The following is a 16,369-nucleotide window of genomic DNA, read 5'->3' on the forward strand; positions in this document are numbered from 1 at the left end:
TTTCGCGAGCAAGCCCGCTCCCACTTGAAACGCATTCCAATGTGGGAGTGGGCTTGCTCGCGAAAGGGCCCTCCCAGGCGACATCAAGCCCTGAACTGCCCCAGGCTCGCCTTCAACTGCGCCGCCAACCCATCCAGCACCTTGCCACTGGCGGTAGTCTCAACCACCGCCTGCGCAGCACGCTCGGCCTGAGCATGAATCACCTCGACCCGCCCACGCACCGCGTGCGCACCCTGCGCCTGATGCTCAGCCGCGCGCGTCGCCAACCCAATCGCTGCGTGCACCTGCTCCACCGAAGCCTGCACCGTCTGCTGCAAGCGCACGCTGTCGCGTAGCACCAGCAAACCTTCATTGGCCTGACGCCCGGCCTTGCTGATGGTTTCTACCGCCTCGCGCGCGCCTTGCTGCAATGCCACGATGTGCGCCTGGATATCCCCGGTTGAGCTTTGGGTTTTACTCGCCAGCGCCCGCACCTCATCCGCGACCACCGCAAAACCACGCCCGGTCTCACCGGCACGCGCAGCTTCGATGGCGGCGTTGAGCGCTAATAGGTTGGTCTGCTCGGCAATGCCGTGAATCACCGTGAGCACCACTTCAATCTGCTCGCTTTGCTGGGCCAGCCGCTCAATGACCTGGGAGCCGGCCTGCACCTGCCCGGCCAACGCTTCGATCAAACTGCCGACTTCCGCCGAAGTACGCGAGTTTTCGTCCGTGGCCTGGCGAATATCCACCACCTGCTGCAACGCCGCCTGCATCGCATGGCTTTCGGCCTGGGCCTCATCGGCCATTTGCGACAGTGCCCGCAAGCTCTCCGCCACTTCATCGCGCTGCAAACCGGCCGCCGCATCGGCGCCGGCATTGCGCAACGTCATCGCGCCGATTTCCACGCCGGTGCGCTGGGCCACATCGCCGGCCTCGCGCACGATGGGCTGCAACTTATCCACAAAGCGATTGACCGCCGAAGCCATGTCGCCGATCTCGTCCTTGCTACTGATTTGCACGCGTTTGGTGAGGTCGCCCTCGCCCGCCGCCAGGTCATCCATGGCCGCAATCAGCAGCTTCAGACGATTGACCACGCGACGCCCAAGCACAACAGCGATCAGCAGCAACACGCCAAACCCCACAATCGCCAGCCCCATGCCGATGCGCCAACGCAAGGTGCCTGCAGCCTCCTGCACGGCGCTGGTGGTGTTGGCGGTCATTTGCGTGGCGGTGGCTTGCGCCGATTGCAGGCGCGCGCCCATGGCAGCTGCGCTGTCTGCGGCAGCGCCCTTGAGGCTGTCGCCCACCAGTTGATCACTGCTGGCGATCAGTGCGGCAAAACGTTTGTCCAGCGCTGCCAGGTCGGTCTCCACCGCCGCGGTCGATACCCCCATGCGGACCTTGCCAATCTCTACGCCATTGGGGCTGATCGACGCTTCGACGTAGAACACGGAAGGGTCGTTTTTCGCCGCGTCCAGGACCTTATCCAGCGCACGGTCGCCCTGACCTTTTGCCAGTAACGCCTGGTTGATCGGGTTGTCACGGTTCAGATAACGGGTCAGATGCTCGCCGGCCGCATCGTCGTAGACCACGAACAGCACGTTGGGATTGCGCTGAGCACGACGGGCAAACTCCGACAGCGTCGGCACGTCGCTGTCCCACATGGCGCGCGGCGCCACTGAGGCCAGCAGTTGCGCCATGTCGTTGGCAGAGTCTTGCAGGTCTTTTTCCAGGGTCGCACGCAGTTGCTTCTGCTCATCCTGCAAGCGCGTGGATAGCCCCGCCGTCAGACGCTGGCGCGTGCTCGAAGACAGACTGTCCAGACTGGAGGTGACTTCCTTGCCGGCTTGCGCCAGCTCGCCGGAGAGTTTCTGGCTGTCGATACCCAGGCGGTTGCCCAGATCAGCTTCCAATGCAGTGACCGTGCTCCGCGTCAGAGCGACGGCGACCAGCACTTGCACCAAAAGAGCGATACCAAGGGTAACGAACACCGGCCGCAACAGCCGGCTTTGTAACAATGAGAGAACGGCAGACACTGGGAATCCCTCCACCACGGGTGCCATTAATTTGATAGCACCGCGAAAGAAAGAACCATAGCAAGGGTCGTGCCGTTTACCAGACAGATACGACAAAGGGCTCCCGAAGGAGCCCTTTGCTTTTTACATCAACAGCTTATTAAGCGAACGGGTGACGCAGAACGATGGTCTCGTTGCGGTCCGGGCCCGTCGAAATAATGTCGATTGGCGCGCCGATCAGCTCTTCAACGCGCTTGATGTAAGCACGAGCGTTGGCTGGCAGCTCTTCGAGGGTTTTGGCACCCACGGTGGACTCGGTCCAACCCGGCACTTCTTCGTACACAGGCTGCAGGCCCACGTAGCTGTCAGCGTCGGTCGGCGCAACGTCCTTACCGTCTGCATCTTTGTAGCCGATGCAGATGTTGATGGTTTCCAGACCGTCGAGCACGTCCAGCTTGGTCAGGCAGATGCCCGAAATGCTGTTCACATCGATAGCGCGACGCAGGATAACCGCGTCGAACCAGCCGCAACGACGAGCACGGCCGGTGGTGGCGCCAAACTCATGACCTTGCTTGGCCAGGTGCGCACCGACTTCGTCGAACAGCTCAGTCGGGAACGGGCCCGAACCTACGCGCGTGGTGTAAGCCTTGGTGATACCCAGGATGTAGTCCAGGAACATCGGGCCGACACCCGAACCGGTAGCAACGCCGCCAGCGGTGGTGTTGGAGCTGGTCACGTACGGGTAGGTGCCGTGGTCGATGTCGAGCAACGAACCCTGGGCGCCTTCGAACATGATGTCTTTGCCGGCGCGGCGCAGGTCGTGCAGCTCAGCCGTCACGTCGAGCATCAGCGGCTTCAGCAGCTCGGCGTACTCTTTGCACTCGGCCAGGGTCTTTTCGAATTCAATAGCCGGCTCTTTGTAGTAACCAACGAGCATGAAGTTGTGGTAATCCACCAGTTCACGCAGCTTGTCTTCAAAGCGCGGCATGTTGAGCAGGTCGCCCACACGCAGGCCACGACGTGCAACCTTGTCTTCGTAGGCTGGGCCGATGCCGCGACCGGTAGTACCGATCTTCAGCTCGCCACGGGCCTTTTCACGGGCCTGGTCCAGCGCAACGTGGAAGGACAGGATCAGCGGGCAGGACGGGCTGATACGCAGGCGCTCGCGCACCGGTACACCCTTCTCTTCCAGCTTGGTGATCTCGCGCAGCAGGGCGTCAGGTGCAACCACCACGCCGTTGCCGATCAGGCACTGCACGCCTTCGCGCAATACGCCCGACGGGATCAGGTGCAAGACGGTTTTTTCGCCATCGATGACCAGGGTGTGGCCAGCGTTGTGGCCACCTTGGTAGCGCACTACGGCGGCAGCATGTTCGGTCAGCAGATCAACGATCTTGCCTTTGCCCTCATCACCCCATTGGGTGCCCAGGACTACGACATTCTTACCCATAACACTTGTCCTCATTCGCGCAAACTTGGTGCCGGCGATGGCCGGCAGGAAAACTCAAGAAGCCAGTGGCGATACTTGCCAAAGCCCGTTCTGCAGAATCAATTGCCGGTCGCAGTCCGCTTCACGGGCGGCGGCCAATGGCTGCCCAGGCAAAGCCTGGACGACACGCTGACCCTCACTGCGCAACTGGCAAACCTGCTGCCAGAGTGCTGCGTCCGTGCTGTCGGGCATCCAGACGCCACCAGACGGCAGCTCGACCTCAGCACGCCCCAGGGTCACCAGGGTTTTCAAATCAGTGGAAAAGCCGGTCGCCGGACGGGCGCGACCGAAGTCGGCGCCGATGTCGTCATAGCGACCGCCTTGGGCGATAGCCTGGCCAACACCCGGTACAAACACGGCAAACACCACACCGGTGTGGTAGTGGTAGCCGCGCAATTCGCCCAGGTCAAAATACAGAGGCAGTTGCGGGAAGCGCGCCGACAAACGCTCGGCAATCGCCAGCACGTCATCGAGCGCCGCCAACACGGGCGCCGGCGCATTGGCCAGGCGCTCGCGTGCAGCCGCCAGCACTTCACGACCACCGCACAGATCAACCAACGCGCGCAGCATGCCGGCGAGGTCTGCAGGTACACCCTCGGTAAGGGCGATCACTTCATCGATTGCCTTGCGTTGCAGAGCATCGAACAACTGCTGCTCAACTTCACCAGACAAGCCGGCCGCGCGGGCCAAGCCACGGTAGATACCGACGTGGCCCAGGTCCATGTGCACATCCGGCACGTCAGCCAGTTGCAGCATGGCCAACATCAAGCTGATCACTTCAACGTCGCTGCTCGGGCTGGCATCACCGTACAACTCGGCGCCCAATTGAATCGGGCTACGCGAAGACGACAAGGCACGCGGCTGCGCATGCAGCACGCTGCCGGCATAGCAAAGACGGCTGGGACCTTCGCGGCGCAGGGTGTGCGCATCGATCCGCGCCACTTGCGGCGTGATGTCGGCGCGAAAGCCCATTTGCCGACCCGATTGCGGGTCGATGACCTTGAAGGTGCGCAGATCCAGGTCCTGGCCCGCGCCGGTCAGCAGGGATTCCAGGTACTCGATATGGGGGGTCACGACAAACTCGTAACCCCAGCTCTGGAACAGATCCAACACCTGGCGACGCGCTACTTCAATGCGCGCAGCTTCTGGTGGCAGTACTTCTTCGATGCCATCTGGCAGCAGCCAGCGGTCTACCGTTGCCATTACGCCATTCCCCTATGATCCGGGCGGCCAGCCCTCGGCCGAGCCCTGAGTGAAGCAGAAAATGCCCGGTCCCTGCATAAACAACGCGCAAGAACGACGTGACGAAATGGCCTGCTAGCGGCCTCGTCGGGCACTTTCCTCGAAAAACCTGTGGCGCCTGCAACGCAGCACAACAATCAAACATGCAGACGCAAAAAAGCCGGGAATTTCCCGGCTGCCGCATCATACACCCGTTTTCTGAAAGGATCACCCCGCCAGGCATTTTAGCCGCCCGACGGAGTGTGCCCTACAGAATCACCGGCTGGTTACTTGGACTTTTCCAGGTAGCGGAAGAAGTCGCTGCTTGGGTCCAGCACCATGACGTCGGTTTTGTTCGCGAAGCTTTCACGGTAGGCGCGCAGGCTACGGTAGAACGCGTAGAACTCCTGATCCTGACCGTAAGCCTTGGCGTAGATCGCCGCAGCTTGAGCATCGCCATCACCACGGGCCTCTTCAGACTCGCGATAGGCTTCTGCCAGCAATACACGGCGCTGACGGTCGGCATCCGCACGGATACCTTCTGCCAACTCGTTACCTTTGGCGCGGTGCTCACGGGCTTCACGCTCACGTTCGGTGCTCATACGCTCGAACACGCTGCGGTTCACTTCCTTGGGCAGGTCGATCGCCTTGACCCGGACATCAACAACCTCGATGCCCAGTTCTTTCTCAGCCATGGTGTTCAGCGAACGCGTGATGTCAGCCATCAGCGCATCACGCTCACCGGATACCACCTCGTGCAGGGTGCGTTTACCGAACTGGTCACGCAGGCCCGATTCCAGACGGCGCGACAAACGCTCGTCGGCAATCTGCTTGAGGCCGGATGTCGCGGTGTAGAAGCGCTCGGCATCCTTGACGCGCCACTTGGCGTAGGCGTCAACCATCACGGCTTTCTTTTCCAGGGTCAGGAAGCGCTGTGTCGGTGCATCCAGGGTCATCAGGCGGCCGTCAAACTTGCGCACCTGGTTCACGTAGGGGACTTTCACATGCAGGCCCGGCTGGACATCCGCCTGGACCACACGACCGAATTGCAGCAACACCGCGCGCTCGGTCTGAGACACGATGTAGAAGCAGTTCCAGGCAGCGATGACCACGACGACGCCCACAATCAGGGCGGTCAGCGATTTATTGCTCATCAACGACTCTCCCTGGTACGTGTTTGCTGTTGCAGCAAGTCAGCGGCCGCACGGGCGCTCGCTTCGTTGGCAGCAGCGGTCGAACCGGTAGCCGGTGCGCTGGTGCTGCTACGACCACCTTCGATCATCTTGTCCAGCGGCAGGTACAGCAGGTTGTTCTGCCCACCTTTGCTACCGGTCACGAGAACCTTGCTGGTGTTGCTGAAGACTTCCTGCATGGTGTCCAGGTACAGACGCTCACGCGTGACTTCCGGAGCCTTGCGGTACTCGGCGACCAGCTTGGTGAAGCGATCCGCCTCACCCTTGGCGCGGGAAACCACTTCGTCGCGGTAACCATTGGCATCCTCGAGGATACGCTGGGCCTGACCGCGCGCTTCCGGCACGACGCCGTTGGCATAGGTCTCAGCCTGGTTGCGCGAACGCTGCTCGTCTTCACGGGCGCGGATCACGTCGTCAAAGGCTTCCTGCACTTCGCGCGGTGCAGCAGCGCTCTGTACGTTCACCTGGGTGACGGTGATACCGGTGCGATAAGTGTCGAGGAACCGCTGCAGGCGCTCCTTGATCTCGCTGGCCATCAATTCACGACCTTCAGTCAGCACCTGGTCCATGGCGGTAGAACCGACCACGTGACGCAGTGCACTTTCGGTTGCGTGTTGCAGGCTGATTTCCGGCTGATCAACGTTCAGCACGAAGTCCTGCAGGTTGCTGATCTTGTACTGCACGGTCAGCGGCACTTCGACGATGTTCTCGTCTTCGGTCAGCATCTGGCCCTGCTTGGTATAGGCACGCTCACGCGTGACGTTTTCCATGTACTTCTTGTCGATCGGGGGGAAGTAGATATTCAGGCCCGGGCCGACAGTCTCGTAGTACTTGCCGAAGCGCAGCACCACGGCCTGCTCCTGCTCGTCCACGACGTAAACCGCGCTGTACAGCCACACGGCTGCGAGCACGACAAGACCCAGGCCCAGCAGGCCATAGCCACCGCCCTTGCTTGTGCGACCGCCGTCGTCACCACCACGTTTTTTCCCACCACCGAACAACCCATTCAGGCTTTCCTGCAGCTTTCGGAAGGCCTCGTCGAGATCCGGTGGCCCCTTGCGGTCGCCATTATTGCGGCGCTTACCACCCCAAGGATCCTGATTATTCGAGTTGCCACCCGGCTCATTCCAAGCCATAGCGCTCTCCATCTGATAAAGCAAAGACGCACCCACGGCGCGCCGACCAATGCTACAGAATGCCTGCTACTGCGGCACAACCGCTTTCGGAGGCTTTTATTGCAAAGTGTGTTGTTCGATGAACTCCGTCGGCACCACACCTTCACGGCTGACCAGCCGATTCAGCTCCGAGCGCGGCAATCGAACGGCCAGCAAGCTGACACCTTCTTCGTCGTATTCTTCTTTCTGTACGGCGCCTAGCTCGAAAAACTGTGCACGCAGTCGAGCAAAACGCTGAGGCAAGCGCAAGGTGCCGACAAACAAATCGCTGCCCAGCAACTCGGCAATGGCTTGTTCAAGCAACTCCAAACCACTGCCATCGCGCGCCGACAGCCAGACCCGCTGGGGCTTGCCGTCTTCATCACGCTGAATTTGCGGCTCAACGCCTTCAAGCAAATCGAGTTTGTTATAGACCTCGAGGATCGGCAAGTCCTGTGCACCAATCTCGCCCAGCACCACCATCACCTGCTCGATTTGCAACATGCGATCCGGTTCGGCCGCATCGATCACGTGCAACAGCAGGTCGGAATTGCTCGACTCTTCGAGCGTAGACCGAAACGCCTCGACCAGCTTGTGAGGCAAGTGACGAATGAACCCCACGGTGTCGGCCAGGACAATCGGCCCCAGGTCGTCCAGTTCCAGACGGCGCAAGGTCGGGTCGAGGGTGGCGAACAGTTGGTCGGCCGCGTACACGTCCGATTTCGTCACGTTATTGAACAGGGTGGATTTGCCGGCGTTGGTGTAGCCCACCAGGGAAACGGTAGGGATGTCCGCCCGCATGCGGCCGCGACGCGATTGCTCACGCTGGCTGCGCACTTTTTCCAGACGGCCCTTGATCTGACGCAGGCGAACCCGCAGCAGACGGCGGTCGGTTTCCAGCTGGGTTTCACCCGGACCGCGCATGCCGATACCGCCACCCTGACGCTCAAGGTGAGTCCAGCCGCGAACCAGCCGGGTGCTCATGTGGTCAAGCTGGGCCAGTTCGACCTGGAGCTTGCCTTCATGGGTACGGGCGCGTTGGGCGAAAATATCGAGAATCAGACCGGTGCGGTCGATCACGCGACACTCGAAAACACGTTCGAGGTTGCGTTCCTGACTGGGCGTGAGGGTGTGATTGAAGATCACCAGATCGGCTTCTTCAGCATGGACCAGGTCGCGCAGTTCCTCGACCTTGCCGCTGCCGATCAGGAATTTGGCGGTTGGCCGATGACGCGGTACGTTAAAAAACGCAACGGTCTCGGCGCCGGCCGAATTTGCCAACTCCTGAAACTCCTGCGGATCTTCGCGCGCCTCAGGGTCCTGTCCATCCAAGTGAACGAGGATTACTCGCTCACCACCACCGTGGCGCTCAAAGAACAAAGGAGACTCCTATCAGGCGTTACCTGGCTCAGCGTCACCCTGTTCGGTATCAGTTGCGCTAGGCAGACGGATAGGACGAACGGGAACGACTGTCGAGATAGCGTGCTTGTAAACCATCTGGCTGACGGTGTTTTTCAGCAGGATCACGAATTGGTCGAACGACTCGATCGTGCCTTGCAGCTTGATCCCGTTGACCAGATAGATGGAAACCCCCACTTTCTCTTTACGTAAAGTATTCAAGTAAGGGTCTTGTAGCGAATGCCCTTTTGACATGTGCCGCACTCCTTTAAGGATCAATAATAAAATTCGGAAAATAGATAGCTTATGGCCGTCACACCCCCAAGGATAGACGGCAATTGCAAGGACTCAGCTCAATATGGAGACCGTTCCCAAGTATTTCAAGGCGCGTGACAGATTGTCGCTGTCCAGGCTGTCCAGCCAGTGCAAATCGCTCCAGCTGCGCAACCAGGTGAACTGGCGTTTCGCCAATTGGCGCGTGGCAATGATGCCGCGTTCCTGCATTTCGGCTGACGTCAGCTTGCCATCCAGATGATCCCAGACTTGGCGGTAGCCAACAGCACGTATCGACGGCAACCCAGCATGCAGGTCACCTCGGGAACGCAGTGCTACGACCTCATCCACAAACCCCTGTTCCAACATAATTGTGAATCTTTGTGCAATTCGTTCATGCAGCACCTGACGATTTGCCGGAGCAATGGCCAGATTCGCCACAGTATAGGGCAATACTGCCTGTCCAGACGCGCCTGCGTCAGCACTTTGCGCAGTTTGTTTCAGCCGATGTTCAGTCATGGTCTGGCCGCTGACGCGCCAGACTTCCAGGGCGCGAGTGAGGCGCTGCGGGTCATTGGGATGAATGCGCGCCGCCGACACCGGGTCAACCGCCGCCAATTGGTCGTGCAGGGCTTGCCAGCCAAGGCGTACAGCCTCTTCCTCGAGTTCAGCGCGCACTTGAGCGTCAGCCGGCGGCATATCCGCCAGGCCTTCCTGCAACGCCTTGTAGTAGAGCATCGTGCCGCCCACCAGCAGCGGAATATTGCCCCGCGCGGTGATTTCGGCCATGGCGGCCAAGGCATCGGTGCGAAAATCTGCCGCAGAATAGCTCTCGGCCGGGTCGATGATGTCGATCAGCTTATGCGGATATTCAGCGAGCAGCGCTTTTGAAGGCTTGGCCGTACCGATGTCCATGTCCCGGTAAACCAGGGCAGAGTCGACACTGATCAGCTCGCACGGCAACACCTTGGTCAGCTCAATGGCCAGGTCAGTCTTGCCGGCAGCCGTGGGGCCCATCAGGAAGATTGCGGGGGGCAAGGCGCTCATCAACGGCCGCGCAAGAACAGTTTGTCCAGATCGTCCAGGCCCATTTGGGTCCAGGTCGGTCGGCCGTGGTTGCACTGGCCGCTGCGCTCGGTGTTTTCCATGTCGCGCAGCAAGCCGTTCATTTCTGGCAAGGCCAGGCGCCGATTGGCGCGGATCGCGCCGTGGCAGGCCATGGTGCCGAGCAGTTCGTTGATGTGGGCCTGGATGCGGTCACTGGTGCCGTACTCCATCAAGTCAGCCAGCACGTCGGCGACCAGACGGTTAGCTTCAGCTTGCTTGAGCAGCGCAGGAATCTGGCGGATCGCCAGGGTTTCCGGGCCCAGGCGCTGCAATTCGAAGCCCAGTTTCTGGAACACGCCGTGGTGCTCTTCAGCGCAATCGGCTTCACGCTGGCTGACGGCCAGGGACTCCGGCACCAGCAATGGCTGGCCGCTGAGGCCTTCGCTGGCCATGGCGATCTTCAAGCGCTCGTACATGATCCGCTCGTGGGCAGCGTGCATGTCCACCAGCACCAGGCCGTGGGCGTTTTCCGCGAGGATGTAGATGCCTTTGAGTTGCGCCAGCGCATAGCCCAGCGGCGGGATATCACCGCCGCCTTCTGGCAACGCGACAGCATTGGGCTCGGCACCCGGCAGCGGCGCAAAAAACTCGCGATAGGCCGCCTGGACCTCTGCCACCGGCACTGCCGACTGCGGACGCGGTGTGTATTGATACTGATAGCCCGCACCGGAGCCGGAACCCGGTGCGGTATAGCTCGGCTGCGGCTGCGGCGATTGCAGCAGGTTGGCCGCCAGGCTCATTTCGCCTTGAGGGCCAAACTCACCGGCTTCCGGGCCGCTCGGCCGCACCACCGCCGTCACGATCGGCGCAGACAGCTGATCATCCGGGCGCACATCGCCCAGGGCGCGGTGCAAAGTGCCATAAAGGAAGTCATGCACCATGCGCCCGTCACGGAAGCGCACTTCGTGTTTGGTCGGGTGCACGTTGACGTCGACCACCGAAGGATCGACCTCAAAAAATAGCACAAACGTAGGATGCCGCCCGTTGAACAGCACGTCGCGGTAGGCCTGACGCACAGCGTGGGCCACCAATTTGTCGCGTACCGCGCGGCCATTCACAAAGAAATACTGCAAGTCCGCCTGGCTACGGGAAAAGGTTGGCAAACCCACCCAGCCCCACAGCCGCAAGCCATTGCGCTCGATCTCGATCGGCAACGCCTGCTCCAGGAAACCCGCGCCGCAGATTGCCGACACACGCCGAGCGCGCGCCGCGTCGTCATGGGCTTCGTGCAGGCTGAGGATGGTCTTGCCGTTATGGCGCAAGTGAAACGCCACGTCGAAACGCGCCAAGGCCAGGCGCTTGATGACTTCTTGCAGATGATCGAATTCGGTTTTTTCGGCCTTGAGGAATTTGCGCCGCGCCGGGGTATTAAAGAACAGGTCGCGCACTTCCACCGAAGTGCCCACCGGGTGCGCCGCTGGCTGAACCCTGGGCGCCATGTCGCGGCCTTCGGTTTCCACCTGCCAGGCCTGCTCGGCGCTGCGGGTGCGCGAAGTCAGGGTCAGGCGCGCCACCGAGCTGATAGACGCCAGGGCCTCACCGCGAAAACCCAGGCTCATGACCCGCTCAAGGTCTTCCAGGTCGCGAATCTTGCTGGTGGCGTGACGCGCCAGGGCCAGCGGCAGGTCATCGGAGGAGATGCCGCTGCCGTCGTCGCGAACGCGCAGCAGCTTGACGCCGCCCTGTTCCACGTCCACATCAATGCGCTTGGCGCCGGAGTCGATGCTGTTTTCCAGCAGCTCCTTGATCACCGACGCCGGGCGCTCAACCACCTCGCCCGCGGCAATCTGGTTGGCCAGGCGTGGGCTGAGCAGCTCGATGCGCGAGCCACTGTTCAAGACTGATTCGCTCATTACTGCGCCGCCAATTCGGTGCCAGGGATGGTCAACACCTGGCCGACTTTCAACTCATCGGTCTTCAGGTTGTTGGCGCTGCGCAAGGTAGCGGCCGACACCTGAAAACGCACGGCCAGCATCGCCAGGGTGTCGCCAGGCTGCACGCGATGATCACGTGGGCCCTGGGCGATTTTCCCGGAGTCACGCAGCCAGGCGATGTAGGTGCCCGGCGGCGGGTTCTGTTGGAAGAACTGGCGAATGCCGGCGCTGATCGAGCGCGCCAACGCCTGCTGGTGGCTCGCACTGGCCAGCTTCGAGGCCTCGTTGGAGTTGGAGATAAACCCGGTTTCGACCAGGATCGACGGAATATCCGGCGACTTCAACACCATGAACCCGGCCTGCTCCACGCGCTGTTTGTGCAGCGAGGTGACGCGACCGATGTTGCTCAGGACCTTCTGGCCAACGTTCAAGCTGGAGGTCAACGAGGCGGTCATTGACAGGTCGAGCAGTACGCCAGCGAGCATTTTGTCTTTGTCGTCGAGGGACACGTTGCCAGCCCCGCCGATCAAGTCGGAACGGTTTTCGCTGTCGGCCAGCCAGCGCGCGGTCTCGGACGTGGCGCCGCGATCCGACAACGCAAACACCGAAGCACCAAAGGCGGCGGCCGATGGCGCGGCGTCGGCGTGGATCGACACGAACAGGTCGGCGCCCTTCTTGCGAGCGATCTCGGTACGGCCACGCAAAGGAATGAAGTAGTCGCCGGTACGGGTCAGCTCGGCGCGATAGCCTTTCATGCCACTGACCTGACGTTGCAGTTCACGGGCGATGGCCAGCACCACGTCTTTTTCATGCTGGCCGCGCGAGCCGGAGGCGCCCGGGTCTTCACCGCCGTGACCGGCGTCGATCACCACAATAATGTCGCGCTTGCCCGCAGGTGCGGGCGGCGGCGGTGGCAGCTTGACCTGAGGCTGCGACGGATTGACCGGCACGGCCGGCACAGTCGCCACGCTTGGCGTCGGCGCAGGCGGCGGCGCGGCATCGGCGGCATTGTCGAACAGGTCGACCACCAGGCGGTTGCCGTATTGGGCGTTCGGCGCCAGCACAAAGCTTTTCGGGGTCACCGCCTTTTTCAGGTCGATCACCACCCGCAGGTCGGTCGGCGTGCGCTGCGCCGAGCGCATCGAGGTAATCGGCGTGTTGGCGGTGGAGACTTTCAACGGCGCGGCCAGGGTCGCACCGTTGATGTCGATCACCAGGCGATCAGGCGCCGTGAGGGTAAAGACGCTGTGCTGGACCGGGCCAGACAGGTCAAACACCAGTCGCGTGTTATCCGGCGCTCGCCACAGGCGAACACTTTTCACCTGTGAAGCAGCCAGAGCATTGAAAGTCATTGCCGCAAGCAACACCCCTACGACAGCAACCATCGCGCGAAAGCGCATACCTAACCCCACCAATTTTATTTGAATTCCAGTGCCAGAGCGGCGCACCACGACTCACCGCGCGCGCTCTGGGGCAACAACTTCAGCTGACGTCCGTGGTCATGCGGCGTAATGGTAATGGTCAGGTCCGGCTTTGGCAAAAAGCCTGTGCCTTTATCTGGCCACTCGATCAGGCACAACGCGTCTTCGTCGAAGTAATCACGGATGCCCATGTATTCCAGTTCTTCCGGGTCGACCAGACGATACAGGTCAAAATGGAAGGCGCGAACTTTACCGATCTCGTAGGGTTCGACCAGGGTGAACGTCGGGCTTTTTACCGCGCCCGTGTGGCCCAACCCGCGAATAATGCCGCGTGACAGCGTAGTCTTGCCCGCCCCCAGGTCGCCTTCGAGAAAGATCAGCCCCGCGCCGTTTGTGACGTGGGCGATGCGATTTCCGAACGCAACCATGGCGTCTTCATCGCCCAGAAAAAGCGTTACTTCAGACACGGTGACTGCTCCTCCAGCAATTGACGAATGGCAGGTATCAGGTCGCTGGCAGCCAGCCCGCGACCGAAAGTGCCTTGGCGATCCCCCGCCGTGGCGTGCAACCACACCGCCAGGCAGCTGGCTTCATAAGCCGGCATGCCCTGGGCCAGCAACGCGCCGACCAGACCACTCAACACATCCCCCAGACCCGCCGTGGCCATCGCCGGATGGCCCTGGTCACAGCGCGAAACACGCCCGTCCGGGCTGGCAATCAAACTGCCAGCACCCTTGAGAATAGCCACTGCATTGAATTTCTGGCTCAACGCGCGCGCCACCTTAAGGCGATCGGCCTGAACCTCGGCTGTCTTCATGCCCATCAAGCGCGCTGCTTCGCCAGGATGTGGCGTGATCACCGAGTTGGCCGGCAGGCTGACGCTACCGGTAGCCAGTTGATTCAAGGCATCCGCATCCCAGACTTGCGCCTGTTTGGCGTTGGCGGCGACGGATAACAAACTTTTGCCCCAGGACGCCTCACCGAGGCCTGGACCGATGACGATCACCGAGATTTTTTCCAGCAGCCCCATCAACTGATTGGCCGAACTCACGCCAACGGTCATGACTTCCGGCAGGCGCGCCAGGGCGGCGGGAATGTGTTCAGGGCGCGTGGCCAGCGAGACCATGCCCGCGCCACTGCGCAAGGCGCTTTCGGCGCTCAGCAGCGCGGCGCCGCCAAAGCCGTGGTCGCCGCCGATAACCAGCAGGTGACCGAACTGGCCTTTATGGGCGTCCGGGGAGCGTGCAGCCAGTTGCGGCAAATGGCCGTGCAATAGAGGCTGTACGTCGGTTATTGCGTGTTTTGTCTGCGGCATGCGTCTTCAAGCTCCGATGTCTGGCAGAATTATACCTATCTAACCTGCGGTTTCCCTTGTCTCATGCCTGCCATCACCACCGATCTGCCCGCCCTCGCCCAATCGATCAAAGACTGGGGCCGCGAGCTGGGCTTTCAACAAGTCGGCATCAGCGGCCTGGACCTGGCCGAACATGAGCAGCACCTGCAACGCTGGCTCGACGCGGGCTACCACGGCGAGATGGACTACATGGGCGCCCATGGCAGCAAACGCTCGCATCCCGATGAACTGGTGCCGGGCACTCTGCGCGTGGTCTCGCTGCGCATGGATTATCTGCCAGGCGACACCCAAATGGCGCAGTTGCTGGCCAAGCCAGAAAAAGCCTACATCTCCCGTTACGCCCTTGGCCGCGATTACCACAAGCTCATCCGCAAGCGCGTGCAGCAACTGGCCGATCGCATTCAGGCCCAGATCGGCCCGTTTGGCTTTCGCGCGTTTGTCGACAGCGCGCCGGTGCTGGAAAAAGCCATCGCCGAGCAGGCCGGTCTCGGCTGGATCGGCAAAAACACCCTGGTGCTCAATCGCAAGGCCGGCAGCTATTTCTTCCTGAGCGAGCTGTTTGTCGATTTGCCACTGCCGGTAGATCCGCCTCACGCCACCGAGCACTGCGGCCGCTGCACCGCTTGCCTGGACATCTGCCCCACCAACGCGTTTGTCGGCCCCTATGTACTGGACGCGCGACGCTGCATTTCCTACCTCACCATCGAGCTCAAAAGCTCAATTCCTGAAGACTTGCGCCCGCTGATCGGCAATCGCGTGTTCGGTTGCGATGACTGTCAGATCGTTTGCCCGTGGAATCGTTTCGCCCGACCTACCGCCGAAGGCGATTTCAAGCCTCGGCACAACCTGGACAACGCCGAGCTGGCCGAACTGTTTATGTGGGACGAGGATAAATTCCTCAGCAGCACCGAAGGTTCGCCGCTACGCCGCGCCGGTTATGAACGCTGGCTGCGCAACCTGGCCGTTGGGCTGGGCAATGCGCCATCGAGCATTCCAGTGCTGGAAGCTTTAAAGGCGCGTCGGGATTACCCATCGGACTTGGTGCGCGAACACGTCGAGTGGGCGCTCAACCAGCACGCTGCACGCTAGTGCACGTCGTCGTTGTAGACGAATTTGGGCATTTCCCAGTGAAAACGGATGGCCAGCAGGCGCAACAGAAAGCCGCTGAACAAGGTCAGCAGGATCGCTTGCTCGCTGGGCAACTGCAGATAAAGGCACAGCATGTAGAACCAGGCGGCAAGGAACGACACGCTGGCGTACAGCTCACGGCGGAAGATCAGCGGGATGTCGTTGCAGAAAATATCCCGCAGGATGCCGCCGAATACGCCAGTAATCACCCCGCTGACTGACGCCACCAACATGCCGTGGCCCATTTCCAGGGCGGTCATGCAGCCGATCAAAGTGAACGCCACCAGGCCCACGGCGTCCAGCGCCAGGAACAGTGACCGCAGATGGCGCATCAACGGTGCGATAAAGATCGTCACCAACGCAGCGATGGAGGTCAACACCAGGTATTCCGGGTGTTTGACCCAGGTCAGCGGGTAATGCCCAAGCAATACATCGCGTACCGAACCACCGCCCAATGCCGTGACGCAGGCAATCAGCACCACCCCAAACCAGTCCATGCCCCGCCGCCCGGCGGACAGCGCGCCGGTCATGGCTTCGGCGGTGATGGCGATGAGGTAGAGCATCAACAGCATGATGGCGATCCTTGCAATGAGGCGCGCAGTCTAATCATTTGGTGATGGCACCAAAAGGGGGCGCCAGGCGAAAGACCGCGTCGCGCCCTTCGCGAGCAAGCCCGCTCCCACATTCGACCGCATTCCAAAGGTGGAACTTGGTTAAATGTGGGCGCGGGCTTGCTCGCGAAGGCGACAGGCCAGGCGCC

General features: G+C 61.2%; 14 protein-coding genes. 1 reads left to right on the plus strand and 13 read right to left on the minus strand.

Features of this window, described 5'->3' with window-relative positions; translation table 11 throughout:
- Positions 1 to 83: 83 nt before the first annotated feature.
- The 12 genes from AC19YS_RS04200 to AC19YS_RS04255 form a co-directional block, all read right to left on the minus strand.
- Entirely contained in the window at positions 84 to 2,018 is a 1,935-nt protein-coding gene (locus AC19YS_RS04200; protein ID WP_200624033.1) for a methyl-accepting chemotaxis protein, read from the minus strand.
- 139 nt (positions 2,019 to 2,157) lie between these two features.
- The gene (locus tag AC19YS_RS04205; RefSeq protein WP_106577628.1) at positions 2,158 to 3,447 is read right to left on the minus strand and encodes an adenylosuccinate synthase; all 1,290 of its coding nucleotides are present in this window, start codon (positions 3,445 to 3,447) and stop codon (positions 2,158 to 2,160) included.
- Between the two features lie 54 nt (positions 3,448 to 3,501).
- Positions 3,502 to 4,689, minus strand: coding sequence for an ATP phosphoribosyltransferase regulatory subunit (locus AC19YS_RS04210; protein ID WP_106577627.1), 1,188 nt, complete (start codon positions 4,687 to 4,689; stop codon positions 3,502 to 3,504).
- Positions 4,690 to 4,994: 305 nt separating this feature from the next.
- The gene (hflC, locus tag AC19YS_RS04215; RefSeq protein WP_017138460.1) at positions 4,995 to 5,861 is read right to left on the minus strand and encodes a protease modulator HflC; all 867 of its coding nucleotides are present in this window, start codon (positions 5,859 to 5,861) and stop codon (positions 4,995 to 4,997) included.
- A complete protein-coding gene (gene hflK / locus AC19YS_RS04220) occupies positions 5,861 to 7,036 on the minus strand; it encodes an FtsH protease activity modulator HflK (RefSeq protein WP_106577626.1) in 1,176 nt (391 codons plus the stop codon). Before hflK ends, hflC begins: the two co-directional genes overlap by 1 nt.
- Positions 7,037 to 7,132: 96 nt before the next feature.
- A complete protein-coding gene (hflX, locus tag AC19YS_RS04225) occupies positions 7,133 to 8,434 on the minus strand; it encodes a ribosome rescue GTPase HflX (protein ID WP_106577625.1) in 1,302 nt (433 codons plus the stop codon).
- Positions 8,435 to 8,446: 12 nt separating this feature from the next.
- A complete protein-coding gene (gene hfq / locus AC19YS_RS04230) occupies positions 8,447 to 8,707 on the minus strand; it encodes an RNA chaperone Hfq (protein ID WP_083355553.1) in 261 nt (86 codons plus the stop codon).
- A gap of 93 nt (positions 8,708 to 8,800) precedes the next feature.
- Complete coding sequence (gene miaA, locus AC19YS_RS04235) at positions 8,801 to 9,772, minus strand: tRNA (adenosine(37)-N6)-dimethylallyltransferase MiaA (protein WP_448653209.1); 972 nt, start codon at positions 9,770 to 9,772, stop codon at positions 8,801 to 8,803.
- Positions 9,772 to 11,685: a DNA mismatch repair endonuclease MutL gene (gene mutL, locus AC19YS_RS04240; protein WP_500601010.1), complete on the minus strand. Its 1,914-nt coding sequence runs from the start codon at positions 11,683 to 11,685 to the stop codon at positions 9,772 to 9,774. The genes miaA and mutL overlap by 1 nt, the downstream gene beginning before the upstream one ends.
- Positions 11,685 to 13,106: an N-acetylmuramoyl-L-alanine amidase gene (locus tag AC19YS_RS04245; protein WP_106577622.1), complete on the minus strand. Its 1,422-nt coding sequence runs from the start codon at positions 13,104 to 13,106 to the stop codon at positions 11,685 to 11,687. Before AC19YS_RS04245 ends, mutL begins: the two co-directional genes overlap by 1 nt.
- Before the next feature lie 17 nt (positions 13,107 to 13,123).
- Positions 13,124 to 13,594 (minus strand): tRNA (adenosine(37)-N6)-threonylcarbamoyltransferase complex ATPase subunit type 1 TsaE, encoded by a 471-nt coding sequence (gene tsaE, locus AC19YS_RS04250; protein ID WP_106577621.1) that lies wholly within the window; start codon positions 13,592 to 13,594, stop codon positions 13,124 to 13,126.
- Positions 13,582 to 14,442, minus strand: coding sequence for an NAD(P)H-hydrate dehydratase (locus AC19YS_RS04255; protein ID WP_119737928.1), 861 nt, complete (start codon positions 14,440 to 14,442; stop codon positions 13,582 to 13,584). The genes tsaE and AC19YS_RS04255 overlap by 13 nt, the downstream gene beginning before the upstream one ends.
- A 63-nt stretch (positions 14,443 to 14,505) precedes the next feature.
- Here AC19YS_RS04255 and queG point away from each other — a divergent pair, with 63 nt between their 5' ends.
- Positions 14,506 to 15,570, plus strand: a complete 1,065-nt coding sequence (gene queG, locus AC19YS_RS04260) for a tRNA epoxyqueuosine(34) reductase QueG (protein ID WP_179678320.1) — start codon at positions 14,506 to 14,508, stop codon at positions 15,568 to 15,570.
- Here queG and AC19YS_RS04265 read toward each other — a convergent pair.
- Positions 15,567 to 16,184, minus strand: coding sequence for a trimeric intracellular cation channel family protein (locus tag AC19YS_RS04265; protein ID WP_177410090.1), 618 nt, complete (start codon positions 16,182 to 16,184; stop codon positions 15,567 to 15,569). The two genes, queG and AC19YS_RS04265, sit on opposite strands and share 4 nt — an antisense overlap.
- Positions 16,185 to 16,369 lie beyond the last annotated feature (185 nt).

This window comes from Pseudomonas sp. MF08831 (assembly GCF_059862645.1).